Below are 24,507 nucleotides of genomic sequence, written 5' to 3' on the forward strand. Positions count from 1 at the left end.
CTGAGTTCATTGAACACGTGACGTGTTTAACGCTGTATTTGTTGGGCAATGTTTAATGTCAGATAGCAAATTTATCTGGCAGGGGGTTGTCGGACACCCGGGGAGGTGTTCCGATGCAGGGTATAGAATAATATACTCGACTAGATGCTCCGCAGGCGCGGCGTGTTCAAAGGTACTAAGGTCGGGTTATCCGCGTTAAGGGGACACTGCCCGTGGCGAAGCCTCTGGTGATCGCATTGGATGGAATGGGGGGCGATGGCGCTCCTGATATCGTGGTGCGCGGCGCCGCGCTTGCACGGGAGCGCCTGGGCGACGCGCGGTTTCTGATTTTTGGCAATCAGGCCATTCTTGCACCGCTTGTCGAAAAAGAAGCCCTGCTGAAAGATTATGTCGAAATTCGCCACACCGAACAGGTTGTGGCCAGCACGGACAAGCCCAGCTATGCGCTGCGGCATCTCAAAGATTCAAGCATGCGCAAAGCCATTGATGCCGTTCAGGCGGGAGAGGCTGATTGCTGTGTATCTGCGGGCAATACCGGCGCCCTGATGGCGCTGGCGATGTTTGGACTTCGCACCCTCAAGGGCGTCAGCCGCCCTGCGATCTGTTCTTTCTTCCCGACCCAGAAGGGGGAGACCTGTATGCTGGATTTGGGCGCGAATGTGGAATGCAGCGCCCAGCATCTTGTACAATTCGCCGTGATGGGGGAGGTCTTCGCCCGCACTGTTATGGGAATTTCCAAACCCAGCGTGGGCCTGTTGAATATCGGGACGGAAGACCTGAAAGGTCGCGATGAAATTCGCCAGGCCGCAGCCCTGTTGCGCGCTAGCGCCCTGCCCATGCATTTTGCTGGGTTCGTTGAAGGGGACGACATTGCAGGCGGCACTGTGGATGTTGTCGTGACAGACGGGTTTACTGGGAATGTCGCCCTGAAAACAGCGGAAGGCACATCCCGTCTGATCAGTGCCTTCCTTCGGGAAGCATTTCAATCCAGCACCCTGGCCAAAATCGGATATCTGATCGCCAAACGCGCGATGGGCAAATTGCGCTATCGGGTCGATCCGCGTCGTTACAACGGCGCGGTCTTGCTAGGCCTGAATGGAATCACGGTAAAAAGCCACGGTGGCACGGACGAGATTGGCTTTGCCAATGCGATTGGTGTGGCGGCGGATATGTGCGCGCATGGTTTCATCGATAAGATGAAGGCCGATTTTGAAACCCTTAATCAGGAAGGGGCGGAGGTTCCGGTGAGTGTTGAAGTCGAAGCCGAAGTCAAAGCATCGTGAAGACTAGAAGCGTAATACGGGGTGTCGGGGCCTATTTGCCCAGCAAGGTCCTTTCAAACGATGATCTGTCCAAGACGATCGATACGACGGATGAATGGATAAAACAGCGCACTGGGATTGCCCGGCGCCACATTGCAGCACCGGGTGAGCTGACGTCGGACTTGGCCTGTGCGGCGGCCAGGCGGGCAATGCAGAATGCTGGCGTTACGGCGGAAGATGTCGATCTGGTGATCCTGGCGACGACCACGCCCGATAATACATTCCCAGCAACGGCAACCCGCGTTCAGGCGAAATTGGGCATTCGATCCGGCGCCGCGTTTGATATTCAGGCTGTCTGCACCGGTTTTGTTTATGCCCTGACCCAGGCGGATAACATGATACGGCTGGGCCAGGCGACCTGTGCGCTGGTTATTGGGGCAGAGATTTACAGCCGCATCCTGGATTGGGAAGACCGGGGAACCTGTGTTTTGTTTGGCGACGGTGCCGGTGCCGTGGTGCTGCGGGCGGAAACCACGAATGGGGTGGAGCGTGATCGCGGTATCATTTCCACAAAACTGGGTGCGGACGGGCGATTTTATGACAGCCTGTACGTGGATGGTGGACCGGCCACAACCGGCACAGCAGGTTATGTCCGCATGCAGGGAAAAGAGGTGTTCAAGCATGCAGTGGAGCATATGTCCTCGCTGGTGCTGGGGCTGCTAAAGGCGGAAGGATTGACCACATCTGATCTGGATTGGCTGGTCCCGCACCAAGCAAATATACGTATTATCAATAAAGTAGGGGAACGTCTTGATCTTTCAGATGAGAAGGTGATTGTCTCCCTTGAAGAGCATGCCAATACGTCTGCAGCGACGATTCCCCTGGCTATGAATCAGGCCATGGAACGACAGTTGTTTAAGCCAGGTGATCTGATCGGTTTGACCGCGATGGGGGGGGGATTCACCTTTGGGGCGGCATTGCTTCGTTGGTGATGTGACCCTGAAATCAGATTCTGTAACTTGGTTTGTTGACGCGATAATCAGACGGGGATACTCTGATCCATCGTAATCGTTTGAAAACCTTGGGGGAGTTTGGGCTATGGCGGGAAAAACCGTTACCCGCGCGGAGCTGGCCGAAGCGGTATATCAGGAAGTTGGCCTGTCGCGAATCGAATCGGCCGCTTTGGTGGAAGCCATTTTGGGGGAGATGGCAGATGCACTGGTTACTGGAGAATCAGTGAAAATCTCTTCCTTTGGTAGCTTTTCCGTGCGTCAAAAAGGCGAGCGTATCGGGCGTAATCCCAAGACGGGAGAGGAAGTGCCGATTCTGCCGCGCCGCGTTCTTGTGTTTCGGCCCAGCCATGTCCTTAAGGACAAAATCAATCAGTGATCGATTGAATCCGGGTTGGATGTTGTCCCCATACCCATTCGTCGCAAAGGGCCATTCGTTTTGCCTCACGGTCGGACTTGGCAATTAGTATGAGTGATATTTCAGATCTCAGTCGGGCGGAAAAGTCCGCAGACGCCTTCCGGACTATTACGGAAGTGGCTGATCTGTTGGATATTCAGCAACATGTCCTGAGATTCTGGGAAACAAAATTCACCCATATCAAGCCGATGAAGCGCGCGGGCGGGCGTCGCTATTATCGCCCCGAAGATGTGCGCCTGCTGCAGGTGATCCGTCGGTTGCTGCATGAAGAAGGCTATACCATCCGCGGTGTGCAGAAACTGCTGCGCGATAATGGGGTTAAGACGGTGCTGGATTGGGGTGACGAGGGGGCAACGGTGCCCGCGCCGGAACCCGAAATCGCCTCAACCCCGTCAAAGATTGATGTCGCGGCGCTGCACAGCCTGCGCGAGGAACTGGCCCAGGCCCGTGATTTACTGGCTGTTGACGATGCCGTCTCACCAAATCATGCAAAAGACCGTGAATAGGGAATTGCAAGGCAGGGCCACAGGTTCTATATGAACCCGTCTCACACTAACGGGGCGTAGCGCAGTCTGGTAGCGCACTATACTGGGGGTGTAGGGGTCGTAGGTTCAAATCCTGCCGTCCCGACCAGTGAGACCAAGGGGTTAGCGGCATATCACCGCTAGCCCCTTTTTCGTAGTGGGGTGCAGCTTGCCAGTTTCCCGCGCCTCAATCCCTTCATAAGACCTTCATCTGGTCGCCCTATTTTGGTCACAGGACTCCGTCACAACCAGCCGCGTTGACCGGGAGGCACTGGCCGCCGCTTGGACGATACACCGATCCCACAAACATTTTTGCTCCGTGTCTGTGGGATCGGACCAAGCCGAATGCGGTTTGTTCGGGGTGACAAGCGCAGGCATGATCCGTCATGATGGTGTCTCATTCTTGGAGATGCGAAATGGTCGACGCGCCCACCCACTGGACTCAATTTGACAGGTTGTACAATCTATCAGATCCGCGCCCCTACTTCCGGGGTGTGGCGACGGGGGATTATCGCATGCCAGGCGTGCTGGCGGCGATCCTTGCCCGCCTGATGCCTATCCTGGCAGATCGGCGGGAAACGGTGGACGTACCGCGCCTGATTGATTTCGCCTGTGGCTATGGTGCAGTCGGTGCCTGTCTGCGCACGGGATCCACGATGGCCGATCTGTATCGGATTTATCAGGCGGATGCGCCAAGCGCCGGGGATGCGGCAACATTTTCGGCGCATCGTAAAGGAGACCTTCCCGAACACTGGATCGATGGCGTCGATATTGCCGATGTCGCTTTGCACTATGCCCAATCAATCGGGGCTTTGGACGGGGCGTATGCGTGCAATGTTCTGACCGATGAAATTCCATCCGGTTTACGCGATGCCGTGTTGCGGGCGGATATGATCTATGAAAGCGGGGCGATCGGGGATCACATTGCCGGTGCAATGGATGCCCTGCTGACCATCTGTGCGGGCAAGAACAAGCCGTGGCTGTTGTTGTGCCCCAGACCCAGAGTGTCCGTTACGGCCATTGAACAAGCCCTGGCACATCATGACTATCGCCTAGAGACTTTGGTGGAAAAGGTGCGCTATCGGCGCGCTTTCTCAGAGTCGGAAATGGCGGAGGAAGTCGCGGCGGGCCTTCGTCACGGTCTGTCGGAACAGGAATGTGCCATCGATGGCTATTTCAGGGTCGATATCCGGATAGGCTTTCCAAATGGGGACTCGATCGATAGGGCGAAGGCCGCCCTGAAAGGATTTCGGTCGGATCAGTATTAGCGTTGGGGGATCAGCCTGTCGAAAACCTGATCCAGGTCTGACGATAGGTTTCCTTCACCGACGGCCAGCCCTTCGCGCCTTGGATCGACGCCACCGATATACTGACCACCGATAAATTCGACCCCGTGCAGGCCGCTTGCCATCGCGCGGCGTTGAACGTCATAGCCCCGCGCGGTCAGCGTGGCGGCGATGCCATCCAGATTGGGGTCTTCCTCGATCTCCATTGCGCCATTGCGATTCAGAAAATGAGTCGTTTCAATTGCGCGCTGTAAGCTCATATCCCAATCCAGCACCGCCATCACGGTTTTTGCGACATAGCCGATGATCCGGCTGCCGCCGGGCGAGCCCAGTGCCAGACGTGGCTGGCCATCTGGACCGAAGACCAGTGTTGGGGCCATGGAACTGCGCGGGCGCTTGTTTGGTTCATAGCGATTGGCAATCGGCAGGCCGTTTTCAACGTCACTCCAGGCGAAATCGGTCAATTGATTGTTCAGCAGAAAGCCACCGACCATGACGCGTGAGCCAAATCCCGTTTCGATGGAGGTCGTCATGGTCGCAACACTTCCGGTGCGGTCCACCGCCACAAGATGCGATGTGGAGGGGAGTTCCGGGCTGTCATCCAGAACATTGGGCAGGAAGGCGTGATCGTTGGTCGGATTACCCGCCTCTCTGGGCACTTTGGGCGCATGGCTGAAATCCATCGTCCGTGCGCGCCGCACCAAATAGGCGGGTGACAGCATCTCCTTCAAGGGTACGGAAACGAAATCAGTATCCGCCAGAAATCGGTTCCGATCCGCAAAGGCCAGGCGCATCGCCTCCCCAAATATCTGAATGCCATCGGCAGAAAGCGGATCTGTCTTTCGGATGTCGCGCTCGCTTTGTTCCATCAGCCCCAGGATTTGCAGCACTGTTGACCCACCGGAGGACGGCGGTGCCATGCCACAGACCTGATAAATGCGGTACGTCAGGCACAGATTGTCGCGGCGCTTTGCCGTGTAATTGGCAAGATCGGTGAGAGACAGGGCCCCAGGATTACGGGGGGCAGTTTGAACTGCTGTAACGATGTCTTCGGCCAGGGGGCCGGTATAGAACGCATCGGCGCCACCGGTTGCAATGGCCCGCAGGGACCGGGCCAGATCCGGATTGCGCAAAATTGTGCCAATGGGATGGGGTTTTCCAGTCGCGGTATCATAAAAATAAGACCCTGCCGGTTCCATGTCTTTCAGATATGGCGCATCCTGCAGCAATCCATTCAGGCGTGGGCTGATTGGAAACCCTTTTTCCGCCAATTGAATGGTGGGGGTGAATAATGGGGCCCAGGGCAGTGTTCCATGATCCTGATGGGCCAGTTCCAGCATGCGCAAAATGCCGGGAACCCCGACCGAGGCCCCACCGGTCACAGCTTCCATAAAGGGTCGGAACGCGCCATCCTGTTGCAGCACATAGTCACCACTGCCATTTGCCGGGGCGGTTTCCCGGCCGTCATAGGATGTCAGGCCCCCCGTTTTGGCGTCCCAGACCAGTAGAAAGCCACCACCGCCGATGCCAGAGCTTTGCGGTTCCACAAGGTTTAGCGCAATCTGGGAAGCGATGATTGCATCCACCGCTGATCCACCTTCATCCAGAATGGCAGCCCCGATCTGGGCGGCGACCGGATGGGCGGCAACCATCATATACTCCTGGGCGGTTACCGCCTTGTTTTCAGCTTCAGTTTCTGGCCGGTCGATCAGGGCTTCCGGTGCGATCCCTTCTATGGCAGCGCTGGGAGAGGGGGATTTACCCGGCGCATCGCCCCCCGGCACGCCTAGTAGCGCCTGCAACGCCAATCCCCCCAGCATGGATCCACCGCCAAGGACGATCAGTCCTAACCCCGCACGCAAAAGGGAAGAAATGGTGCCCGGTTGCTCCTTCATGAGGCGCTGCGGGTTTTCTCAGCGTCGATCTGTGCCCGGCCCAGATCGGTTAGCTTACAGACCAACCAGTCCGGTTTCAGCGGATTGTTGAACCAGGGTTCGGCCCAGCCCTGTTCGATACAACTGCGCACGGTTCGGTCGCTGATGCGCTGACCGTCCTCATCAAACAGCGGCAGTTTTCCGCCCGGTTGGTCCACGCCCCGCAGAAGATAAGCCAATTGCACCCGTGATGGTCTTGCGCCCCCCCGGATGGTGGCGGGTCTTACATCTTTCAACTGAATAACCTTTGCCTCCGCTTTTGGCATGCCATCCCCCCTATGCTCTGGAACAATGGTAAGGGAATTATGGCAATCTGGGCAAGCGTGAAGGAAGAAACACTCCCTCAGTATCGTCATCCCGGACTTGATCCGGGGTCCAGGGCGGGTGGCGCAGGTTTGGGCATGTGGCTCTGGCTTCTTTGAAGAGTTACCGCAGAGAGCGCGGAGGAGGCGCAGAGAGCGCTGAGGGGCTGGTGCGCTATGGCATTCCATTTCTGGCCTTAAGCACCATTCTCATCCTGAGGAGGCGCGACAGCGCCGTCTCGAAGGATGCGCTGTAAGGGCGGTGCTTACAGACAGATCACCCTTCGAGACGCTGCGCTCCTCAGGGTGAGGGTGTAAATGTCTAATACATCGTCATCCCGGACTTGATCCGGGATCCAGGGCGGGTGGCGCAGGTTCGGGCATGTGGCTCTGGCTTCTTTGAAGAGTTACCGCAGAGAGCGCGGAGGAGGCGCAAAGGGCGCTGAGGGGCTGGTGGGCTATGGCATTCCACTTCTGACCTTAAGCACCATTCTCATCCTGAGGAGGCGCGACAGCGCCGTCTCGAAGGATGCGCTGTAAGGGCGGTGCTTACAGACAGACCACCCTTCGAGACGCTGCGCTCCTCAGGGTGCGGGTGTAAATGTCTAATACATCGTCACCCCGGATCGATGTCCGGGGTGACGAGGGTTTTTGCAGATAAACCGCAGAGAAGGCGCGAAGGGTGCGGGTAACGTCTGTCTATCTAAAGAGGTTTGCCCAGTTTTCCGGCCAGATCCTGAATAAATTGCCAGGCGACGCGACCGGATCTGGCACCACGGGTTACGGTCCATTCAACGGCCATGGGGCGCCAGGCATCCTCTTCGATCGGCAGGTCATAGGCCTGCACATAGCCCCGGATCATTTCGAAATAGGTATTCTGATCGCAGGAATGGAAGCCCAGCCATAAGCCGAACCGGTCGGACAGGGAGACCTTTTCTTCCACCGCTTCGGATGGATTGACCGCTGTGGAGCGTTCATTTTCAATCATGTCACGGGGCATCAGATGGCGACGGTTGGATGTCGCATAGAACAGGACATTTTCCGGCCGGCCTTCGATTCCCCCTTCCAGTACCGCTTTCAGCGATTTATAGGCTGCGTCCTGGCCATCAAAGGACAGATCGTCGCAGAACAGGATGAAGCGCCGGTCCAATGGTCGCAGCAGGGTCAGAAGCCGGGGCAGGGTGGGAATATCCTCCCGGTGCAATTCAATCAGGCAGACTGGCTTTCTCTCACCCGACTGCGCCAGTTCTGCATTGACCGCTGCATGAGATGCCTTCACCAGAGAGCTCTTACCAGCCCCCCGCGCGCCCCACAGCAAGGCATTATTTGCAGGCAGGCCATTGGCGAATCGGCGGGTGTTTTCCAGCAATTGATTGCATTGTAAATCAATGCCTTGCAGCAACCTTATATCAACACGGTTGACCTTTGGAACCGCTTCCAATTGGTCTGTTTCCGGGTGCCAGATGAAGGCTTCTGCGGCCCCTAATTCAAACTTGGTCGGCGGCGGCGGGGCCAGTCTGTCCAGCGCATCGGCGATGCGCAATAGGGTTGTTTGTAAATGCGTATCAGACTCGACCATAAACAGTGTTCCTGGATGCTGGATGGATTGGATAGGGCGCAAACCCTATCGCCCCGGTTCGGGGTGGTCAATCGACCCAAAGTGCCCCTTAACACATGGCATTGCACTTTCCTTGCGTGTCCGTATAGTCCCCCGCGACTTTACAGATGGCGGAATGCGGCACGCCTCCCCATCTTTCACAAAACCAAACGGGCACAAACCAAACTGGGAGTAGACACATGCTGATTTCAACGGCTTTCGCGCAGGACGCGGCTGGTGCACTTGGGGGAGAAGGCGGGTTGGGCATGTTTTTGCCGCTGATCCTGATTTTCGTAATTTTCTATTTCCTGCTTATTCGCCCGCAACAGAAGCGCCAGAAAGAGCATCAGGCCAAGCTGTCGGCGGCACGTCGCGGTGATAAGGTTGTGCTGGGCGGCGGCATTCTGGGTTCGGTCGTCAAGGTCGTTGATGACAATGAATTGCAGGTCAAGATCGCAGACGATGTCGAAGTCCGCGTTCTGAAGTCGACCCTGATGGATGTCGTGTCCAAGCCGGAACCGGCGAAAGACGGTGCCAAGGGCGCCCCCGCCAATGAGCAGGGAACGGAAAAGAAATCCCTGTTGGGTGGTCTTTTCGGCAAGAAGTGATTGGATTTCGCCTATCTTAAGGGGGGATAAGGCTCTTGCGAGGGTCTTATCCTTAACCTTTTTGGACTTCAGACGTAACGGACGGTTCGTATGCTGCAATTTCCTGCGTGGAAAAAGGGCCTGATCGCGGTGATCGCCTTATTGGGTGTGCTTTATGCCGCCCCAAACGTGACGGGCCCCTGGTCCCCCTGGGAGGATTATCCAACCTGGGCCCCAGGCAAGTCGCTGAGCCTTGGGCTGGATCTGCGGGGGGGAGCGCATCTGTTGGTTCAGGTCCGAACCGATGATGTAATCCACGAACGTCTGAATTCCACAGCCGATGCGCTGCGGGTCCTGTTGCGCGAAAAGCGGGTGCGCGCCAGCAGCTTTAATGTCGATAATAGCGGCCTTAGTGTTTCGTTCACCATTCGCGACGCAGCGGACGGGGATGCAACGCTGGAAGCCATTGACGATGCGGCACCGGGTTATGATGTGGTCCGAACAGGCGATACGCGGTTTAGTTTGGTGCTGCCGGAAACTGAAGTTCTGGCAATCAATCAGCGCACAATGGCGCAGTCCTTAGAGGTCGTGACACGCCGTGTGAACGCGCTGGGCCTGACGGAGCCGACAATCCAACGCCAGGGCCTGGATCGCATTCTGATACAGGTGCCAGGTCTGGCTGATACCAATGAATTGAAATCAATTCTGAATGCCCAGGCGCGTTTGACCTTCCATCTGGTGGATTTTGAACAACAGGCGCAAGCCATTCAATCGGGCCGCGCGCCGTCTGGCTATCAATTGATGCCATCGATTGAGGAATCAGCTTCGGGTGAGCCGCTGCGACAGTATCTGGTATCCCGCCAGGCATTTGTTTCCGGTGAGAATCTGACCAATGCCCAGGCGACGTTTCAGGATGGTCGTCCCGTGGTTTCCTTCACCTTCGATTCGATTGGCGCACAGCGCTTTGGGCGGGTGACACAGGAAAATGTTGGCGGCTTTCTGGCGGCCGTTCTGGATGGCAAGGTCGTCAGTGCGCCGCGCATTCAAAGCCCGATCCTCGGCGGCAGTGGCATCATCACCGGGAATTTCAGTCTGGAAGAGGCCCAGGAAACATCCCTGCTGCTGCGGGCAGGGGCATTGCCAGCGCAGATGGATACCATCGAAGAACGCACGGTTGGGCCGGGGCTGGGACAGGATTCGATTGAAGCCGGCGAATTGGCCAGCGTGGTTGGATTTGTGCTGGTGGTGGTCTTCATGTTCGTGACCTATGGCCGGTTTGGTGTCTTTGCCAATATCGCCCTGGTATTAAACTTGATCATGATTATTGGCGTGTTGTCTGCGCTCAGCGCAACACTGACTCTGCCGGGGATCGCCGGGATTGCATTGACGGTCGGTATGGCAGTTGATGCGAATGTGCTGATTTTTGAACGCATTCGGGAGGAAGCCGCAAATGGTCGCGGCGTCCTGAATTCCATTGAGGCCGGGTTTGAGCGTGCCTTTGTCACCATTGTCGATTCAAACCTGACAACCCTGATCGCGGCGGTTCTGCTGTTTGCCTTTGGATCGGGCCCCATTCGGGGGTTTGCGATTACCCTGGCGATCGGCATTGTGACCTCTATGTTCACGGCGATCATGGTTACGCGCTATCTTATCGTACGGTATGCACGAGCGAAGAAACCGACGACATTGCCAATTGCCGCCAAGGCCGTGGCTGAGGAGGCCTGATCCATGCTGTTACGATTGATTCCAGACAATACGAAAATCAACTTCATTGGTCGGCGCAGATTGGCCTATATCTTCTCTGTCCTGCTTATTGCGACGTCTATCGGGTTATTCATGTCCCGTGGCTTGAACCTTGGGATTGATTTTGTCGGTGGCACGCTGTTGGAGGTCAAGACAGAGCAAGGCAAGGGCGTTGTTGACTTCCGGGAAGCACTGGGCAGCCTGGGTCTGGGGGATGTTCAGATTCAGGAGTTTGGCGCGCCGGACGATCTGTTGATCCGCATTCAACGCCAACCCGGTGATGATGTGGCGCAACAGGCTGCCCTGCAAAAGGCAAAAGATGCCATTGATTCCATGGTTTCTGTCGATGCGAACGGCGAAAAGGAATATCGCCGGACCGAAGTCGTCGGACCGACGGTCGGGGCGGAACTGCAGAAGGCGGCAATCTATGCCATCTGTTTCTCCATCGGGGCAATCATGTTGTATATCTGGCTGCGATTCGAATGGCAGTTCGGGATCTGCGCCGTTGTGGCGCTGTTGCATGATGTGATCACCACGATTGGCCTGTTCGCATTGCTGCAGCTGGAATTTAATCTGGCAACTGTGGCGGCGCTTCTGACGATTGCTGGGTATTCGATCAATGATACCGTGGTTATTTTTGACCGTGTGCGTGAATTCCTTCGCAAATACAAGACGATGTCGCTTCCGGATTTGTTCAATATCGCCATTAACAGCACCTTGTCGCGCACCACGATGACAGCCTTGACCACATTGCTGGCGCTGGCTGCGCTGGCGGTGTTCGGGGGCGGGGTTATCCGTGACTTCTCCATCGCGCTGATCTGGGGGATTACAATCGGGACCTATTCGTCGATTTGTATCGCCGTGCCGTTGCTGTTAGTGCTGGAACCGCATCGTGGAGATGATGTTGGTACATCGGAAGAGGCAAAGGCAGAACAGGCATAAAGTCAGCCTCTTCACCTAATTGATTGCGTCAGGAAGGGGCGGCCGAATGGATATCACCCCAGCAGTTCCCGAAAACCGGATGCTGATCGACTCTTATGGTCCGGGCCGATTTCAAGTGCGCGGTATTGCCTATCAGGGGCCTGTGATCGTGTTTCCGACCCATGTGGTGCCGTGGTCCTTGACCCGGGCGGCTGATGTCTCCCTGGATGCTTTGTCACTGGTTCAGCAGGAATCGCCCCCTATTGAGGTTCTGCTGTTGGGGACGGGGGAGTGGATGGAGATGATTCCCTCAGCCTTGCGCGATACCATTCGGAATGCAGGGCTTTCCATGGATATCATGAAGACGGGGGCCGCCTGTCGCACATTCAATGTCCTGATGATAGAAGGACGACGCGCCGCTGCGGCCCTGATCCCGGTGTGATCGACTCCAGCACGGGAGAGGGGCGTCACCCGATTTCTATCAACCGGCACAAGGCTGTATGTTGATAGCGCAGATCGGCGCGCAACTGTTCCAGTTCGCGCGGCGTATCCTTCACAAATTCGATGAATTGATTGTTCATGTTGTTAAACAGCATGCGACCGAATACTTGCGGGTCTATTTTCGGGTGGATGCGGTCCAGTCGTTGCAAGGTCATCAGCATACGACTGATCTGATCGGCCAGTCTGGCGTCCAGATCGGTATAGTGGCTGGCAAAAACCGCATCGGGTTGTTCGATAGAGGCGGCGATGGCGTGTCGCCAGCTTTCCTTGTCCAGATAGACAAGTGATTTTTCCAGAAAAAGGCCGATCAACCCATCAACCGATTCCAGCACATCGAGGGAAGGGTTCCTGACAAAGGATTCGCCTGCTTTCAGAACATCGTTTACTTCCATCGCGACCAGGGCGATCAGCATTTCCCCTTTATGCCCGTAATAATTATAGACGGTTCCGGGGGAAAGACCGGCCTGTCTGGCGATGTCTTCGATTGTGGCATTGCCATAGCCAGCGGACCGGAAGCAGTGCGCGGCTGCATGCAGGAGACGTGATTCCCGATCCTGTTTCTGTTGTTCGCGAAGGCCGCTCATACGCTGTCCCCGCGACTGGTTCAATCAGACGGAAAAAGACGTTCCACAGCCACAGGAGGAGGAGGCATTGGGATTGTTGACCTTGAAATAGGCCCCGACCAGATCATCGACATAATCCAGTTCGGACCCCGCCAACAGGTCCATTGATACCGTATCGGTGACAACGCGCACGCCATCGCGTTCAAACACCAGATCGTCGGCGCCGGATTTGGTGTCGAAATCAAAGCCATATTGATAACCGGAACAGCCGCCGCCCGATACGGTAACCCGCAACATCAGGTCTGGCTTGCCTTCCTGTTTGATCAAACGGTTCAGGCGCGCAACAGCGGAATCTGACAGGCTGAGATGCCGTGTGGCTTCATCGGTTTCGATTGCGAAAGGGTCAGACATCACTTTTAAGTCCTAAACTGGTTGCCAATTCCGATACACTAGCACATTGCTAGGCACTTCTCATAGGTAAGTGGTCACAGTGTTTTGTCAATCGACGGACTCGGAATAGACCATCCCGATAGATCCTACAATGTCGCCCAAGGAGGGTGCAGACGTGATTGTGTTAAGAGCGCCTTATGCGACGGATTATGAAGCCACCCGCGGCCGGTTGGTGACGGAGGAAGCGTCACGGACCCGCACACCGTTTCAGCGAGATCGCGACCGGATTATTCACTGTACGGCCTTTCGGCGGTTACAGCATAAGACCCAGGTTTTCATTTCGCCGGAAGGGGACCATGTTCGCACGCGCTTGACCCATTCATTGGAAGTGTCTCAAATCGCGCGGTCGATTGCGCGGGTTCTGCGCGCGGATGAGGATCTGACAGAAGCGATTGCTCTGGCCCATGATCTGGGGCACACGCCCTTTGGTCACGCGGGGGAAGACGCGCTGGACGCGGTTATGGCGGGCTATGGCGGGTTTGACCATAATGATCAGGCCCTTCGGGTTCTGGTATTGTTGGAACAGCGCTATCCCAAATTCGACGGGCTGAACCTTAGTTGGGAAACCCTGGAAGGTGTGGTGAAACATAATGGTCCGGTGACCAAATCCCCTTTGCCCAGCACCCTGGCTTGGTTCAACGCCCAATTTGACTTGGAAATCTACACTCATGCGGGGGTCGAGGCGCAAATCGCCGCGATTTCTGATGATATCGCCTATAACCATCATGATATGGATGATGGCCTGCGCGCCGGCCTGTTTACCATAGAGGCCTTGTGCGATTCCGTTCCCCATGTTGCGGAGGTTTTTGCCAAGGTGCGCAAGGATGAGCCGGATGCGCCCGAATCCGATGTCATCTCGGAAGCTGTGCGGCGCTTAATCGGTGACATGATTGACGATACCCTGGCTTGCACCACACGCAGACTGGCGCGGATTGCGCCGGTATCGGCAGAAGATCTGCGCAATTGCGGGGAAGCGATGGTGCGGTTCACCGAGCCGATGAAGGAAAATGAGCGGGCCCTGAAAACGTTCCTTTTCGAACATATGTATCGGTCCCCCAGCGTGAATGCAGAACGCAAGGCCGGTGCCCAGATCGTGCGGGACCTGTTTACGTATTTCCTGGAAGTGCGCGATGCGCTGGACATGTCGTGGCTGACGGCGTATCCCCGCGCGGTGAATGAAAGTTGGGAGCGGATCGTTGCCGATTATATTGCGGGCATGACGGATCGTTTTGCCAAACGTCTGCACCGACGAATCTTTCACACCGAATGATCCGCCCCGGCTGGGGCCAGCACGCCAAAACACAAAGAGCGATATCATGAATATATTTCGGGACGTTAAGACCGATCTGGTCCGCATATTGGAAACAATGGTCGCAAAAGGCATCTTGCCGGATGGATTGGATCTGTCGCGCGTGACGGTGGAATCGCCCAAGGACCGCGCCCATGGCGATATGGCGACGAATGCCGCCATGGTGCTGTGCAAGCAGGCAGGCATGAAGCCCCGCGACCTGGCGGATATCCTGTCAAAGGCCCTGCCGGAGAGTGACCTGATCGCAACCGCTGAGATCGCCGGTCCCGGCTTTATAAATATGCGTTTGAAAGAGTCTGTCTGGTTCGACGTGTTGCGCGGCATTTTGCGCCTCAATACCGCCTATGGCGACAGCGACATGGGGACTGGGACAAAGGTTAATGTCGAATATGTATCGGCCAATCCGACAGGACCCTTGCATATTGGCCATGCGCGGGGCGCGGTCGTAGGCGATGCCCTGTCTGGTCTGTTGTTGAAGGCAGGCTATGACGTCTGCAAGGAATATTGGGTCAATGATGCAGGATCACAGATCGACAGCCTGGGCTGGGCGGTTTACTGGCGCTATCTGGAACTGCTGGACCCCAAGGCCTATGCGATTACCGATGAGGCCGCAATCAAGGCCTTTACGGTTGAAATGGGTGCCCCGGATCGGGAATTGGAATATCGCGGTGAGTATCTGATTCCTGCAGCGCAAGCGGTGCTGGATAAGTTTGGCGAAAGCCTGATCACGCGCGGTGCAGATGGCGCGGTCAAGCCGGTGCCGGTATCAGAATGGCTGGACCCCATACGCCTGGTGGCTGTGGAAAAGATGCTGGAACTGATCAAGGCGGACCTGGCTGTCATGGGGATCGTACAGGATGAGTTCACATCGGAACGCGACATCATCCAAAGCGGTAAAGTCGACAGCGTCCTGTCCTATCTGAAGGAAAAGGACATGGTCTATCGCGGTGTTCTGGAACCACCGAAAGGCCAGAAGCTGGACGATTGGGAACCCCGGGAGCAGACCCTGTTCCGGTCAACCCAGTTTGGCGATGATGTGGACCGGCCCCTGCAAAAATCAGACGGCAGTTGGACCTATTTTGCATCCGATATCGCCTATCACCGCGATAAATATCTGCGGGGCTTCAAGCGCCAGATCAATGTCTGGGGAGCCGATCACGGCGGATACGTCAAACGGATGCAGGCCGCAGTTCAGGCCGCGTCCCAGGGCGAGGCAACGCTGACGATCAAGCTATGCCAAATGGTCCGCCTGCTGGATAAGGGCGAACCCATGAAGATGTCCAAGCGGGCAGGGAACTTCGTCACCCTGCGCGACCTGGAAGTGGCCGTGGGCAAGGATGTGGTGCGGTTCTATCTGTTGACCCGCAAGCCAGACGCCCCGCTGGATTTTGACCTGACCGCGGTTAAGGAACAATCCCGCGATAATATGGTGTTCTATGTTCAATACGCCCATGCCCGGACCCATTCGGTGTTTCGCATGGCAGACGAGCAAATGCCTGATCTGGATGTCAGCGATGCGGCACTGATGGCAGCTGATCTGACCGTTCTGTCCGGCCCGGCGGAAGAGCAGTTGTTGCGGTTGATGGCGGAATGGCCGCGTGTTGTGGACTCTGCTGCCGAAGCCGAAGAGCCCCATCGCATTGCCTATTACCTGTATGACCTGGCCTCAACCTTCCACGGGTGGTGGACGCAGGGGCGGGAAGACACGGCGCTGCGCGTCATTCACCCGGAAGAACCAGAAGTCACCCAGGCGCGATTGGCACTGGTCATGGCGGTTAGAATCGTGATCGCATCTGGCTTGTCTGTGTTCGGCGTTGAGCCGCGCAATGAATTGAATTAGGGCCCATCGTCCCCACATTCTAAGCTGAGTGCTGAGGTAAAGCGGCTCATAACTGCGTGGGTTTTGCCCGCGTCATAGTCAATGGAGCGCACTGCGCATGATTGCCACGGAATATGACGAACTGGATCGTGAACTTGGGGAACTCGGCGATGAGCCGGGGGCGGATCGGAAAAAATCCGGTTTGCGCCTGTTGCCCATCGCGGTGGGGGTTGTCTCTCTGCTGACCCTGGGCGGCATCATCTGGTATGCCTATTCTCAAGGCGTTAGGGAAGGCAGTGAGACTGCCGCCCCCTTGTTGATGCCTGAGGGAACGGCAAAAGAACCCCCTTTAAATCCGGGCGGGCGTGAAATCGCAGGGACGGAACTGGGAATCTATGATCGCGTCTCCGGGGATCAGGAAACGGCGTCTGTAGAGCGTATTCTGCCCCCGCCAGAGGAACCACGCAGCCCGCCTGTCGATATCTTGCAGAATGCGCCTGCGGGAACGCCCAATAAGGCTCCCGCGGCACCGACAGAGCCTTCCGCCCCATCGACAACAACAGGCTCTGATGCGTCCGCGACGCGCGCACCAGTGCCTGCGCCAGATGCAGTCTTGGCACAGCCAACGGCTCCGCCACCGACGGTCGGCTCAGAGACAGAGCAGGTCGCCGCTGCGCCGGTTCAGCCGGAACCACCGGCGCCCCCTAAACCGGCAGCTCAGGAAGCCGCTCCGGCCTCAACGACGGCTGCTACACCTGCTGCAACAACGACGGCCCCCTCCAGCGCCGGAAATGGCTGGCGGATTCAAATCGCAGCCTTGCGCAGCGAAGCGGACGCCCGCGCGGAATGGACCAAGAAGCAATCCGCCAATCCGGATCTGTTGGGCAATTTGGCGGTGCAAATTCAGGAAGCAACAGTGAATGGCACCACCTACTACCGGATTCGTGGCGGGCCTTTAGCCAATGGCGATGCTGCAAAAGCGCTATGCGCCGAAATGAAGGCCAAGAAGTTGGCCTGTATTCCCGTTGCGCCCGGCAGTTAGTAGTGGGATCGCCATTATGAGCCCCACTGTGCCGTCTGCTGCCCTGCTTGGCTGCCAGGGTTTGACACTGTCACCTCAGGAATCGGCGTTTTTTGCACAGACAAACCCTTTGGGGTTCATTCTATTTGCCCGAAATATCGATACCCCGGATCAGGTACGCACCCTGGTGAAGGAATTGCGTGCCAGTGTTGGTCGGGACGATGCGCCGATCCTGATTGATCAGGAAGGCGGCCGGGTTCAACGCCTGAAACCACCCCATTGGCGACACGCCCCCACGGCGCGGCAATTGGGCGACCTGTATGATCGCGATATTACCGATGGCCTGCGGGCGATTTGGTTGAATTATCGCCTGATTGCCCGGGATCTGGCGGATTTAGGCATTGATGTGGATTGCGTGCCCTGTCTGGATGTCCCGATACCAGGATCCCATGATGTGATCGGGGATCGCGCCTTCTCGACCGATCCCGCCCTTGTTGCGGCCTGTGGTCGTATCGCGGTTAAGGGATTGCTGGCGGGCGGTGTTCTGCCGGTTTCTAAGCATTTGCCGGGCCATGGGCGCGCAATGGCCGACAGCCATCATGATCTTCCCCGTGTCGATGCGCCGTTAGAGGTGCTGAAGAACACGGATTTCGTGCCCTTCATGAAGCTTCCTGAGATACCACTGGGGATGACGGCGCATATTGTTTTTGATGCGCTGGACCCGGATCGTCCTGTCACGCAATCCAAAATCGGGATCGCCTTCATTCGCGAAGCCCTGCTATTCGATGGCTTGCTGATGACCGATGATCTGTCCATGAAGGCCTTGGGCGGCAGTTTTGAAGACCGCGCCAGAACCACCCTGGAAGCGGGCTGTGACCTCGTGCTTCATTGCAATGGCGATCCGCAGGAAATGCAGGCTGTCATGGCTGCGACCGGCCCGATGTCGCCAGAGGCGCAACGCCGCTGGGCCAGGGCGGCAAGCCTGCGCCAGGTGGAGCCTGACTTTGATGCAGACGCCGCCTTGGCGGAACTCATGGCGCTTTTGATATAGCCATTCTTGCCAAAGGCGGTGTCATCCGGCACATCACTATGTCAGTCAATTAAGGACGGAACCGTGTCGGATACCGGATCAGATCCCAGATCAGAGTTTCAGGAAGATACCGCCCCTGCTGCGGGCCTGATTACCGTGAACAATCTTGTTCTGGATCTGGATGGATTCGAAGGGCCCATCGACTTGCTGTTGACCCTGGCGCGCGATCAGAAGGTTGATCTGGCGAAGATTTCGATTCTGGCGCTGGCCGAGCAATATTTAGAATTCATAAATAAAGCCAGAGAGTTACGGCTGGAACTTGCGGCAGATTATCTGGTGATGGCGGCCTGGCTGGCCTATCTGAAATCCAAATTGCTGCTGCCGCCGCCTGCCGATGAATCGGAAGAGGAAAACCCGGCTGAGCTTGCTGCGCGTCTGGCTTTTCAGTTGCAGCGGCTGGAAGCGATGCAGGGCGTTTCCAAGATTCTGTTTGATCGCCCGCGCCTGGGACAGGAGTTCTTTGCTCGTGGCATGCCAGAGCGGCTGAGGATTGCCAATCGCGCGATTTATGATGCCAATCTACTGGATCTGCTGCGGGCCTATGGGGATATCCGCCGAAAACAGGATATTGGCAGCGAATTGCGGATCATGCCAACGCGTCTGGTTTCGATGGAACAGGCGGCCCGTCGATTGCGCGCCATCCTGGGCGAAATGCCCGATTGGCAGACATTGGAACGGTTTATTCCCTATGAGAGCGACGACCCGCTGCTGCGTCGGTCCGCTATGGCTTCCACCTTTGCGGCCAGCCTGGAATTGTCGAAAGAGGGGTTGGTGGAAATCCGCCAGACCGGCACTTTTGGCACGATCTATATGCGCGCAAAACCGGGCGCAGATTTGCAGCAGCCTGATCCGCATGCATTGGCGGCGGATGAAGACCCGCTGGACCCGGACGACATGGACTTGTTTGAAGATAAGGAAGACTGAGCGATAACGCTCTGCATAGATTGGGACTGTTAGAGATGGATCGATTTCAGCAATTACGTTTGCTAGAGGCCATGCTGTTTGCTGCCGCTGAGCCTGTTCAAGATGCCGCCCTGTTAGAACGCTTGCCGGAAGGGGTGGACCTGGCAAGCCTTCTGGAAGAGCTGGAAGGCATGTATTCGGCGCGCGGCGTGAACCTGGTGAAGGTGGGGAAGGGGTGGTGCTTCCGCACGGCAAGCGACTTGGCGTCTCACATGACGGTGGAGCGGGAAGTGCCCCGCAAATTGTCCCGTGCCGCGATCGAAACCCTGGCCATCATTGCCTATCATCAGCCCGTTACCCGGGCGGAGGTTGAGGAAGTTCGCGGGGTTGCCCTGTCCAAAGGATCAATGGATGCCTTGCTGGAAGCTGCCTGGATACGCCCAAGAGGCCGCCGGCGCGCGCCTGGAAAGCCGGTGACATGGGGCACGACAGAGCGCTTCCTGGCAGATTTTGGCCTGGAAAGCCTGGATGATCTGCCCGGCGTTGAGGAATTGAAGGCGGCAGGCCTGTTGGATAGCCGTCCCAATCTGGGGGCGATTGCCATGCAGGGCACGGATACGGATGACGAGGCGCAGGATGAAGAGGATGACGAGCGCACGGCCTTTCTGGAAAACGATGAAGCCTTTGACGCCGTTGAGGAAGATGAGCATATCGCCCTGGACGACTGATAAAGGGATAAAAAGGGCCGCGCATGGCATGGCTGGCCTTGAACCTGCGACTGGTTCTCAATAGATTGGATCAATGATCTCTATGCAAGACGTCAAACACTCTTTGCCACCCGTTATTGAATTGCGGGATGTCAGTCATTCTTATGGCGACACGCCTTCTGTTCTGGGGTTGAACCTGAAGGTGCATCCGGGTGAGGTTGTGTGCCTGTTGGGGCCTTCTGGTTGTGGCAAGACAACGGCGCTTCGAATTGCCGCAGGTCTGGAACCCGTGACGGCGGGACATGTCTTGCTGGATGGCGTCCCGGTTTCTCAGAAGGGGAAAATGGTCGCGCCGGAAAACCGCAATCTGGGTCTGGTTTTCCAGGATTACGCCCTGTTTCCTCATATGTCGATTGCCGAGAATATTGGCTTTGGCCTGACGGATAAGGCCAAGGCCAAAGACCGAGTTGTGGCCGTTCTGAAACAGGTTGGCATGACCGACTATGCGGCGGCTTATCCCCATGAATTGTCCGGTGGTCAACAACAGCGGGTCGCCCTGGCACGGGCGCTGGCCCCGGAACCGCATGGGATTTTGATGGATGAGCCTTTTTCCGGCCTGGATGCGCGTTTGCGGGAATCTGTGCGGGATCGTACCCTGCATATCCTGAAAGAATCAGGCGCGGCGGTCCTGATGGTCACCCATGATGCGGAAGAAGCGATGCATATGGCGGACCGCATCGTCGTGATGCGTGATGGGCGGTTAGAACAGGAAGGAACACCAGATACTTTGTACTTAAAGCCTAAAAATGGCTTTGTTGCAGGGTTTTTTGGCGATGTGAACAAAATTGCGGGGACTGTTGCAGAAGGGCAGGCGGCAACCCCGTTGGGGAGTTTTCCATCAGGTGGCTTGAAAGAGGGGGCGGCAGTTGAAGTCGTGATCCGCCCCGAAGCCTTGAATTTATCGCCTGTATCGTCCGACGCCCCAGCGCGGGTAAAGGTTTTGGCGTCGCGAATGCTGGGTCGGACCAGTTTAATTCATTTATGCACTTGCGAAACCAGCGATCAGGCGGTTCATTTACATGCGCGCATGCCCGGCCGGTATCTTCCGAAGGAAGGCGAATTGCAATCTGTTCATTTGGATCGCAGTCAGGTCTTTGTTTTTCCCTCGGAAGGCGCTACATAGCGGGGACAAGCGAGATCAGGGTCCGGTCACACTGTGATGGCGGGCTTTGATTGAACCGTGAAACACGTGTCGTTTCTGTCTATACAGACGGCAAAGAGACCACAGGGGTAGAATTTATGGGTATCGGTTCTTGGTGGCACTGGGTCATCGTTTTGGCTGTCGTATTGCTGCTTTTTGGCGGTAAAGGCAAAATCTCCAGCCTCATGGGCGACTTCGGTAAAGGTTTGAAAACCTTTAAGAAGAACATGAAGGACGAGACGGATGGCTCTGCGGATGAAGAGTCTGAAACCGAAGCCAAGCGCATCGCCGCCGATGGGGATGCTGAGAAGACGACGAAAAAGGATAAGGCTGTAAACAGCTGAGTTCGCGGGGCAGCCATAAGACTGCCTCTATAAGCGTGTCTTTTCTTTAACCCGGTTTGTGCGGTGAGGTATGCTCGACTTCGGTTGGCAGGAATTTTTGGTGATTGGTGTTGTGGCCGTTCTTGTTGTTGGGCCCAAGGAATTGCCGCGCGTGTTTCGCACGGTTTCCGGACTGATGCGAAAAGCCCGTTCTTTGGCAGGTGAGTTCCACAGCGCCATGGATGAAATGGCCCGGGAAGCGGACCTGCAAGACATCAAAAATGAAGTCACGAAGGCAAAAAGCGGGTCCTCTGATTGGGTGAAAGATATCGATCCGACTGGTGAAGTATCCAAATCCATGAAGGATACGAAGGAGCAGGTGTCGTCCGCAAAGGATTGGATCAACAAAAGCGCACGCCCCAATTTCCCGGATAAAACGCCCACAGCCAGCACCACCGCATCGTCCAGCGCCACAGACTCCCCCAGCACGACCACGCCTAAGCCTGACGTGAAGGCAGATGGGGAATCGGTCAAGGACGCCAAGACGGCCAATCCAGATGGTGCGGCGTCCAAGACAGGTCTCGATACGGCACCCCCTAAGGCGGCTGCGAAAAAGGCCACCGCAAAGAAATCGCCCGTCACAAAGACATCTGCAACAAAAACGTCTGCAACAAAAACGTCTGCAACAAAAGCAGGCACACCCAAAACGGCACCTGCGAAGACAGCAGTCAAAAAGGCGGGTGCTAAAAAGACTGCTGCCAAAAAAGCGGCTGCTAAGAAGACAGGCGATAAGTCATGAGCAGCGTTGATGAAAGCGAATTGGAAAATTCAAAAGCGCCGCTAATGGAGCATTTAAAGGAGCTTCGTCGGCGGCTGTTGATTTCTGTTGGCGCCTTGATGATCGGTTTTTTCATAGCCTTTGCCTTTGCTGAACCGATTTATAATTTCCTTGCGCATCCGTTGATATCCTCCTGGGGGGACAATCTGGAAGGGCGCCGTATGATTTTCACGGCCCCACAGGAATGGTTCTTTACCCAGATGAAGGTGGCGTTGTTTACCTCCTTCTGTTTCACCTTCCCGATAATTGCGGGACAGATGTGGATGTTCATAGCGCCCGGCCTGTATCGTCACGAAAAACAAGCATTCATGCCATTTCTGTTGGCAACGCCTTTCCTGTTCACCCTGGGTGCGGCCTTTGTCTATTATTTGGTGATGCCCGTTGCGCTCAGCTTCTTTCTAGGCTTTGAGCAATCCGCCGCAGATGGCCTGCGGGTGGAAATGGAAGCAAAGGTCAGTGAATATCTGTCCTTTGCCATGACATTGATTTTTGCGTTCGGTCTGTGCTTCGAACTGCCCGTGCTGCTCAGCCTTTTGGTTAAGGTCGGCATAGCGACGTCGGATGGTTTGCGGGCAAAACGTCGCTATGCGGTGCTAGTTGCCTTTATCGTCGCTGCGGTGCTGACACCGCCAGATCCGTTGAGCCAGATCGGTCTCGCCGTTCCCATTATCCTGCTGTACGAAATTTCTATTTGGTGCGGTGTGTTGATTGAACGTCAACGCAAGGAACGCGATAAGCTGTTGGGTCTGGATGTCGACGACGATGACGACGATCCGGATGCCGAAGACCGCAAGGCGGGTTCCCAACCTTAAAATCCATTACAGCGGCTGGACGTGTGCCCCCGGTGCGTCCTATAACGCCTCCATCAATTTGGGGGATGGTTCCCATGCGTGGATAAGGAGAGAGAGAATGCACGATCTGAAAGTCATTCGGGATAACCCGGACTACTTTGACGCCGCAATGGCAAGTCGTGGGATTTCCTCTGCATCCGCTGAGATTCTGCGCCTTGATGAGGCCCGGCGTGGTGCCCAGACACGCATGCAGGAGATACAGAACCGCCGCAATACAGCGTCGAAGGAAGTTGGCCAGCGCAAAGCCAAGGGCGAAGACGCAGATGATCTGATTGCGGAAGTGCAATCGTTGAAGGACGGCCTGGCCAAGGCGGAGGAAGAAGAACGCCTGCTGGCGGAAACGCTGGATGCCCTTTTGGCGGGCTTGCCGAATATTCCCTATGAGGATGTGCCTCATGGTGGTGGGGAAGAGGAGAATGTTGAGGTCCGACGCGTCGGGGAACCTGTTGCGAAAGACTTTGCACCCAAGGAACATTTTGATCTGGGCGAAGCGCTGGGCCTGATGGATTTTGAAACGGCAGCCACCATGTCCGGTGCGCGGTTTGTCTTGCTGCGGGGGGCCTTAGCGCGTTTAGAGCGGGCGATTGCCAGTTTCATGCTGGATACCCATACCGAAACCAACGGCTATACCGAAGTCATTCCGCCTCTGCTGGTGCGGGACAATGCCATGTATGGCACCGGACAATTGCCGAAATTCGCTGAGGATCTGTTCCATACGGATGATGGCTTCTGGTTAATTCCCACCGCGGAAGTGCCGCTGACGAATACGGCAGCGGAAAAGATTTATGACGAGGCCGACCTGCCAAAGCGCATGACGGCCTGGACACCGTGTTTTCGGTCAGAAGCAGGGGCGGCGGGCAAGGATACACGGGGCATGATCCGCCAGCATCAGTTTTCCAAAGTTGAAATGGTCTCCATCGTTCATCCCGATCAGTCTGAAGCTGAACTGGACCGCATGACCGCTTGTGCTGAGGGTATTCTGACAGCTTTGGGCCTACCTTTCCGTACAATGATGCTGTGCACCGGGGATATGGGGTTTGGCGCTCGCAAGACCTTTGATATCGAAGTCTGGCTGCCCGGACAGAACCGCTATCGCGAAATTTCCAGCTGCTCAAACTGCGGGGATTTTCAGGCGCGGCGCATGAAGGCGCGTTTCCGCACCGCTGGAGAGAAGGGCACCCGGTTTGTCCACACGCTCAATGGCTCGGGATTGGCGGTAGGCCGCACCATGGTCGCCATTCTGGAGAATTATCAGAATGCCGATGGATCGATCACGGTGCCAGAGGTGCTGCGCGGCTATATGGGTGGCAAGGATGTCATTCAACCAGTTGGCAAGGCGTGAGGCGG

General features: G+C 56.3%; 25 protein-coding genes and 1 tRNA gene. 21 read left to right on the forward strand and 5 right to left on the reverse strand.

All coding sequences use genetic code 11. The features are described from left to right. Nucleotides 1-212 precede the first annotated feature (212 nt). From plsX to ACOSDR_RS03790, 6 genes are all read left to right on the forward strand, one after another. On the forward strand, nucleotides 213-1,283 hold the full coding sequence (gene plsX, locus ACOSDR_RS03765) for a phosphate acyltransferase PlsX (RefSeq protein WP_420724220.1): 1,071 nt from the start codon (nucleotides 213-215) through the stop codon (nucleotides 1,281-1,283). Next, nucleotides 1,280-2,254 carry a beta-ketoacyl-ACP synthase III gene (locus ACOSDR_RS03770; protein WP_420730411.1) on the forward strand — a complete coding sequence of 325 codons (975 nt, stop codon included), beginning with the start codon at nucleotides 1,280-1,282 and terminating at the stop codon, nucleotides 2,252-2,254. The genes plsX and ACOSDR_RS03770 overlap by 4 nt, the downstream gene beginning before the upstream one ends. A gap of 106 nt (nucleotides 2,255-2,360) precedes the next feature. Continuing rightward, nucleotides 2,361-2,651 (forward strand): integration host factor subunit alpha, encoded by a 291-nt coding sequence (locus ACOSDR_RS03775; RefSeq protein ID WP_420724218.1) that lies wholly within the window; start codon nucleotides 2,361-2,363, stop codon nucleotides 2,649-2,651. Between the two features lie 89 nt (nucleotides 2,652-2,740). After that, entirely contained in the window at nucleotides 2,741-3,196 is a 456-nt protein-coding gene (locus ACOSDR_RS03780; RefSeq protein WP_420724217.1) for a MerR family transcriptional regulator, read from the forward strand. A 50-nt stretch (nucleotides 3,197-3,246) separates the two neighbouring features. Beyond that, a tRNA-Pro gene (locus ACOSDR_RS03785) sits at nucleotides 3,247-3,323 on the forward strand. Nucleotides 3,324-3,630: 307 nt separating this feature from the next. Beyond that, nucleotides 3,631-4,482, forward strand: coding sequence for a hypothetical protein (locus tag ACOSDR_RS03790; protein WP_420730412.1), 852 nt, complete (start codon nucleotides 3,631-3,633; stop codon nucleotides 4,480-4,482). On the opposite strand, the gene ggt is transcribed toward ACOSDR_RS03790, so the two are convergent. From ggt to ACOSDR_RS03805, 3 genes are all read right to left on the reverse strand, one after another. After that, on the reverse strand, nucleotides 4,479-6,395 hold the full coding sequence (gene ggt / locus ACOSDR_RS03795; RefSeq protein WP_420730413.1) for a gamma-glutamyltransferase: 1,917 nt from the start codon (nucleotides 6,393-6,395) through the stop codon (nucleotides 4,479-4,481). The two genes, ACOSDR_RS03790 and ggt, sit on opposite strands and share 4 nt — an antisense overlap. Next, nucleotides 6,392-6,700: a hypothetical protein gene (locus ACOSDR_RS03800; protein ID WP_420724214.1), complete on the reverse strand. Its 309-nt coding sequence runs from the start codon at nucleotides 6,698-6,700 to the stop codon at nucleotides 6,392-6,394. The genes ggt and ACOSDR_RS03800 overlap by 4 nt, the downstream gene beginning before the upstream one ends. Before the next feature lie 739 nt (nucleotides 6,701-7,439). After that, nucleotides 7,440-8,315: an ATP-binding protein gene (locus tag ACOSDR_RS03805; protein ID WP_420724213.1), complete on the reverse strand. Its 876-nt coding sequence runs from the start codon at nucleotides 8,313-8,315 to the stop codon at nucleotides 7,440-7,442. 218 nt (nucleotides 8,316-8,533) lie between these two features. Here ACOSDR_RS03805 and yajC point away from each other — a divergent pair, with 218 nt between their 5' ends. The 4 genes from yajC (at nucleotide 8,534) to ACOSDR_RS03825 (ending at nucleotide 12,026) form a co-directional block, all read left to right on the forward strand. Continuing rightward, nucleotides 8,534-8,941 (forward strand): preprotein translocase subunit YajC, encoded by a 408-nt coding sequence (gene yajC, locus ACOSDR_RS03810; RefSeq protein WP_420724212.1) that lies wholly within the window; start codon nucleotides 8,534-8,536, stop codon nucleotides 8,939-8,941. Nucleotides 8,942-9,031: 90 nt separating this feature from the next. Then, on the forward strand, nucleotides 9,032-10,645 hold the full coding sequence (gene secD, locus ACOSDR_RS03815) for a protein translocase subunit SecD (RefSeq protein WP_420724211.1): 1,614 nt from the start codon (nucleotides 9,032-9,034) through the stop codon (nucleotides 10,643-10,645). Between the two features lie 3 nt (nucleotides 10,646-10,648). Continuing rightward, on the forward strand, nucleotides 10,649-11,605 hold the full coding sequence (secF, locus tag ACOSDR_RS03820; RefSeq protein ID WP_420724210.1) for a protein translocase subunit SecF: 957 nt from the start codon (nucleotides 10,649-10,651) through the stop codon (nucleotides 11,603-11,605). Nucleotides 11,606-11,651: 46 nt separating this feature from the next. After that, on the forward strand, nucleotides 11,652-12,026 hold the full coding sequence (locus tag ACOSDR_RS03825; protein ID WP_420730414.1) for an Mth938-like domain-containing protein: 375 nt from the start codon (nucleotides 11,652-11,654) through the stop codon (nucleotides 12,024-12,026). Between the two features lie 25 nt (nucleotides 12,027-12,051). Here the strand turns inward: ACOSDR_RS03825 and ACOSDR_RS03830 are convergent, their stop codons facing one another. Together ACOSDR_RS03830 and erpA are read right to left on the reverse strand one after the other, a co-directional pair. Beyond that, nucleotides 12,052-12,669, reverse strand: coding sequence for a TetR/AcrR family transcriptional regulator (locus ACOSDR_RS03830; protein WP_420730415.1), 618 nt, complete (start codon nucleotides 12,667-12,669; stop codon nucleotides 12,052-12,054). A gap of 24 nt (nucleotides 12,670-12,693) precedes the next feature. After that, the gene (gene erpA / locus ACOSDR_RS03835; protein WP_420730416.1) at nucleotides 12,694-13,059 is read right to left on the reverse strand and encodes an iron-sulfur cluster insertion protein ErpA; all 366 of its coding nucleotides are present in this window, start codon (nucleotides 13,057-13,059) and stop codon (nucleotides 12,694-12,696) included. A gap of 154 nt (nucleotides 13,060-13,213) precedes the next feature. Here erpA and ACOSDR_RS03840 point away from each other — a divergent pair, with 154 nt between their 5' ends. From ACOSDR_RS03840 to serS, 11 genes are all read left to right on the forward strand, one after another. Then, a complete protein-coding gene (locus tag ACOSDR_RS03840) occupies nucleotides 13,214-14,368 on the forward strand; it encodes a deoxyguanosinetriphosphate triphosphohydrolase (RefSeq protein WP_420730417.1) in 1,155 nt (384 codons plus the stop codon). A gap of 46 nt (nucleotides 14,369-14,414) precedes the next feature. Next, nucleotides 14,415-16,247: an arginine--tRNA ligase gene (argS, locus tag ACOSDR_RS03845; RefSeq protein WP_420730418.1), complete on the forward strand. Its 1,833-nt coding sequence runs from the start codon at nucleotides 14,415-14,417 to the stop codon at nucleotides 16,245-16,247. A 97-nt stretch (nucleotides 16,248-16,344) separates the two neighbouring features. Next, the gene (locus ACOSDR_RS03850; protein WP_420724204.1) at nucleotides 16,345-17,268 is read left to right on the forward strand and encodes an SPOR domain-containing protein; all 924 of its coding nucleotides are present in this window, start codon (nucleotides 16,345-16,347) and stop codon (nucleotides 17,266-17,268) included. Between the two features lie 16 nt (nucleotides 17,269-17,284). Next, nucleotides 17,285-18,298 carry a beta-N-acetylhexosaminidase gene (gene nagZ, locus ACOSDR_RS03855; protein ID WP_420730419.1) on the forward strand — a complete coding sequence of 338 codons (1,014 nt, stop codon included), beginning with the start codon at nucleotides 17,285-17,287 and terminating at the stop codon, nucleotides 18,296-18,298. Between the two features lie 63 nt (nucleotides 18,299-18,361). Continuing rightward, complete coding sequence (locus ACOSDR_RS03860) at nucleotides 18,362-19,261, forward strand: segregation and condensation protein A (RefSeq protein WP_420730420.1); 900 nt, start codon at nucleotides 18,362-18,364, stop codon at nucleotides 19,259-19,261. A 35-nt stretch (nucleotides 19,262-19,296) separates the two neighbouring features. Then, complete coding sequence (scpB, locus tag ACOSDR_RS03865; RefSeq protein ID WP_420730421.1) at nucleotides 19,297-19,968, forward strand: SMC-Scp complex subunit ScpB; 672 nt, start codon at nucleotides 19,297-19,299, stop codon at nucleotides 19,966-19,968. Nucleotides 19,969-20,050: 82 nt separating this feature from the next. Then, nucleotides 20,051-21,130, forward strand: coding sequence for an ABC transporter ATP-binding protein (locus ACOSDR_RS03870; protein WP_420730422.1), 1,080 nt, complete (start codon nucleotides 20,051-20,053; stop codon nucleotides 21,128-21,130). A 116-nt stretch (nucleotides 21,131-21,246) separates the two neighbouring features. Next, entirely contained in the window at nucleotides 21,247-21,492 is a 246-nt protein-coding gene (locus tag ACOSDR_RS03875) for a twin-arginine translocase TatA/TatE family subunit (RefSeq protein WP_420724599.1), read from the forward strand. Between the two features lie 70 nt (nucleotides 21,493-21,562). Beyond that, nucleotides 21,563-22,270, forward strand: a complete 708-nt coding sequence (gene tatB / locus ACOSDR_RS03880; RefSeq protein ID WP_420730423.1) for a Sec-independent protein translocase protein TatB — start codon at nucleotides 21,563-21,565, stop codon at nucleotides 22,268-22,270. Further along, nucleotides 22,267-23,121 (forward strand): twin-arginine translocase subunit TatC, encoded by an 855-nt coding sequence (gene tatC, locus ACOSDR_RS03885; RefSeq protein WP_420724198.1) that lies wholly within the window; start codon nucleotides 22,267-22,269, stop codon nucleotides 23,119-23,121. The genes tatB and tatC overlap by 4 nt, the downstream gene beginning before the upstream one ends. 97 nt (nucleotides 23,122-23,218) lie before the next feature. Beyond that, nucleotides 23,219-24,502 carry a serine--tRNA ligase gene (serS, locus tag ACOSDR_RS03890; protein ID WP_420724197.1) on the forward strand — a complete coding sequence of 428 codons (1,284 nt, stop codon included), beginning with the start codon at nucleotides 23,219-23,221 and terminating at the stop codon, nucleotides 24,500-24,502. Nucleotides 24,503-24,507: the final 5 nt, after the last annotated feature.

This window comes from Hwanghaeella sp. 1Z406, assembly GCF_048892425.1.
In the GTDB taxonomy this organism is placed as follows: Bacteria; Pseudomonadota; Alphaproteobacteria; order UBA8366; family Aestuariispiraceae; genus Pacificispira.

Coding starts and splice junctions, on each gene's coding strand:
- ACOSDR_RS03875 (WP_420724599.1), top strand. CDS start 21,247: ATGGGTATCGGTTCTTGGTGGCACTGGGTCATCGTTTTGGCTGTCGTA.
- ggt (WP_420730413.1), bottom strand. CDS start 6,395: ATGAAGGAGCAACCGGGCACCATTTCTTCCCTTTTGCGTGCGGGGTTA.
- ACOSDR_RS03805 (WP_420724213.1), bottom strand. CDS start 8,315: ATGGTCGAGTCTGATACGCATTTACAAACAACCCTATTGCGCATCGCC.
- scpB (WP_420730421.1), top strand. CDS start 19,297: ATGGATCGATTTCAGCAATTACGTTTGCTAGAGGCCATGCTGTTTGCT.
- serS (WP_420724197.1), top strand. CDS start 23,219: ATGCACGATCTGAAAGTCATTCGGGATAACCCGGACTACTTTGACGCC.
- tatB (WP_420730423.1), top strand. CDS start 21,563: ATGCTCGACTTCGGTTGGCAGGAATTTTTGGTGATTGGTGTTGTGGCC.
- erpA (WP_420730416.1), bottom strand. CDS start 13,059: ATGTCTGACCCTTTCGCAATCGAAACCGATGAAGCCACACGGCATCTC.
- ACOSDR_RS03800 (WP_420724214.1), bottom strand. CDS start 6,700: ATGCCAAAAGCGGAGGCAAAGGTTATTCAGTTGAAAGATGTAAGACCC.
- tatC (WP_420724198.1), top strand. CDS start 22,267: ATGAGCAGCGTTGATGAAAGCGAATTGGAAAATTCAAAAGCGCCGCTA.
- ACOSDR_RS03780 (WP_420724217.1), top strand. CDS start 2,741: ATGAGTGATATTTCAGATCTCAGTCGGGCGGAAAAGTCCGCAGACGCC.
- ACOSDR_RS03850 (WP_420724204.1), top strand. CDS start 16,345: ATGATTGCCACGGAATATGACGAACTGGATCGTGAACTTGGGGAACTC.
- argS (WP_420730418.1), top strand. CDS start 14,415: ATGAATATATTTCGGGACGTTAAGACCGATCTGGTCCGCATATTGGAA.
- ACOSDR_RS03775 (WP_420724218.1), top strand. CDS start 2,361: ATGGCGGGAAAAACCGTTACCCGCGCGGAGCTGGCCGAAGCGGTATAT.
- secF (WP_420724210.1), top strand. CDS start 10,649: ATGCTGTTACGATTGATTCCAGACAATACGAAAATCAACTTCATTGGT.
- ACOSDR_RS03790 (WP_420730412.1), top strand. CDS start 3,631: ATGGTCGACGCGCCCACCCACTGGACTCAATTTGACAGGTTGTACAAT.
- ACOSDR_RS03870 (WP_420730422.1), top strand. CDS start 20,051: ATGCAAGACGTCAAACACTCTTTGCCACCCGTTATTGAATTGCGGGAT.
- nagZ (WP_420730419.1), top strand. CDS start 17,285: ATGAGCCCCACTGTGCCGTCTGCTGCCCTGCTTGGCTGCCAGGGTTTG.
- secD (WP_420724211.1), top strand. CDS start 9,032: ATGCTGCAATTTCCTGCGTGGAAAAAGGGCCTGATCGCGGTGATCGCC.
- ACOSDR_RS03830 (WP_420730415.1), bottom strand. CDS start 12,669: ATGAGCGGCCTTCGCGAACAACAGAAACAGGATCGGGAATCACGTCTC.
- ACOSDR_RS03825 (WP_420730414.1), top strand. CDS start 11,652: ATGGATATCACCCCAGCAGTTCCCGAAAACCGGATGCTGATCGACTCT.
- yajC (WP_420724212.1), top strand. CDS start 8,534: ATGCTGATTTCAACGGCTTTCGCGCAGGACGCGGCTGGTGCACTTGGG.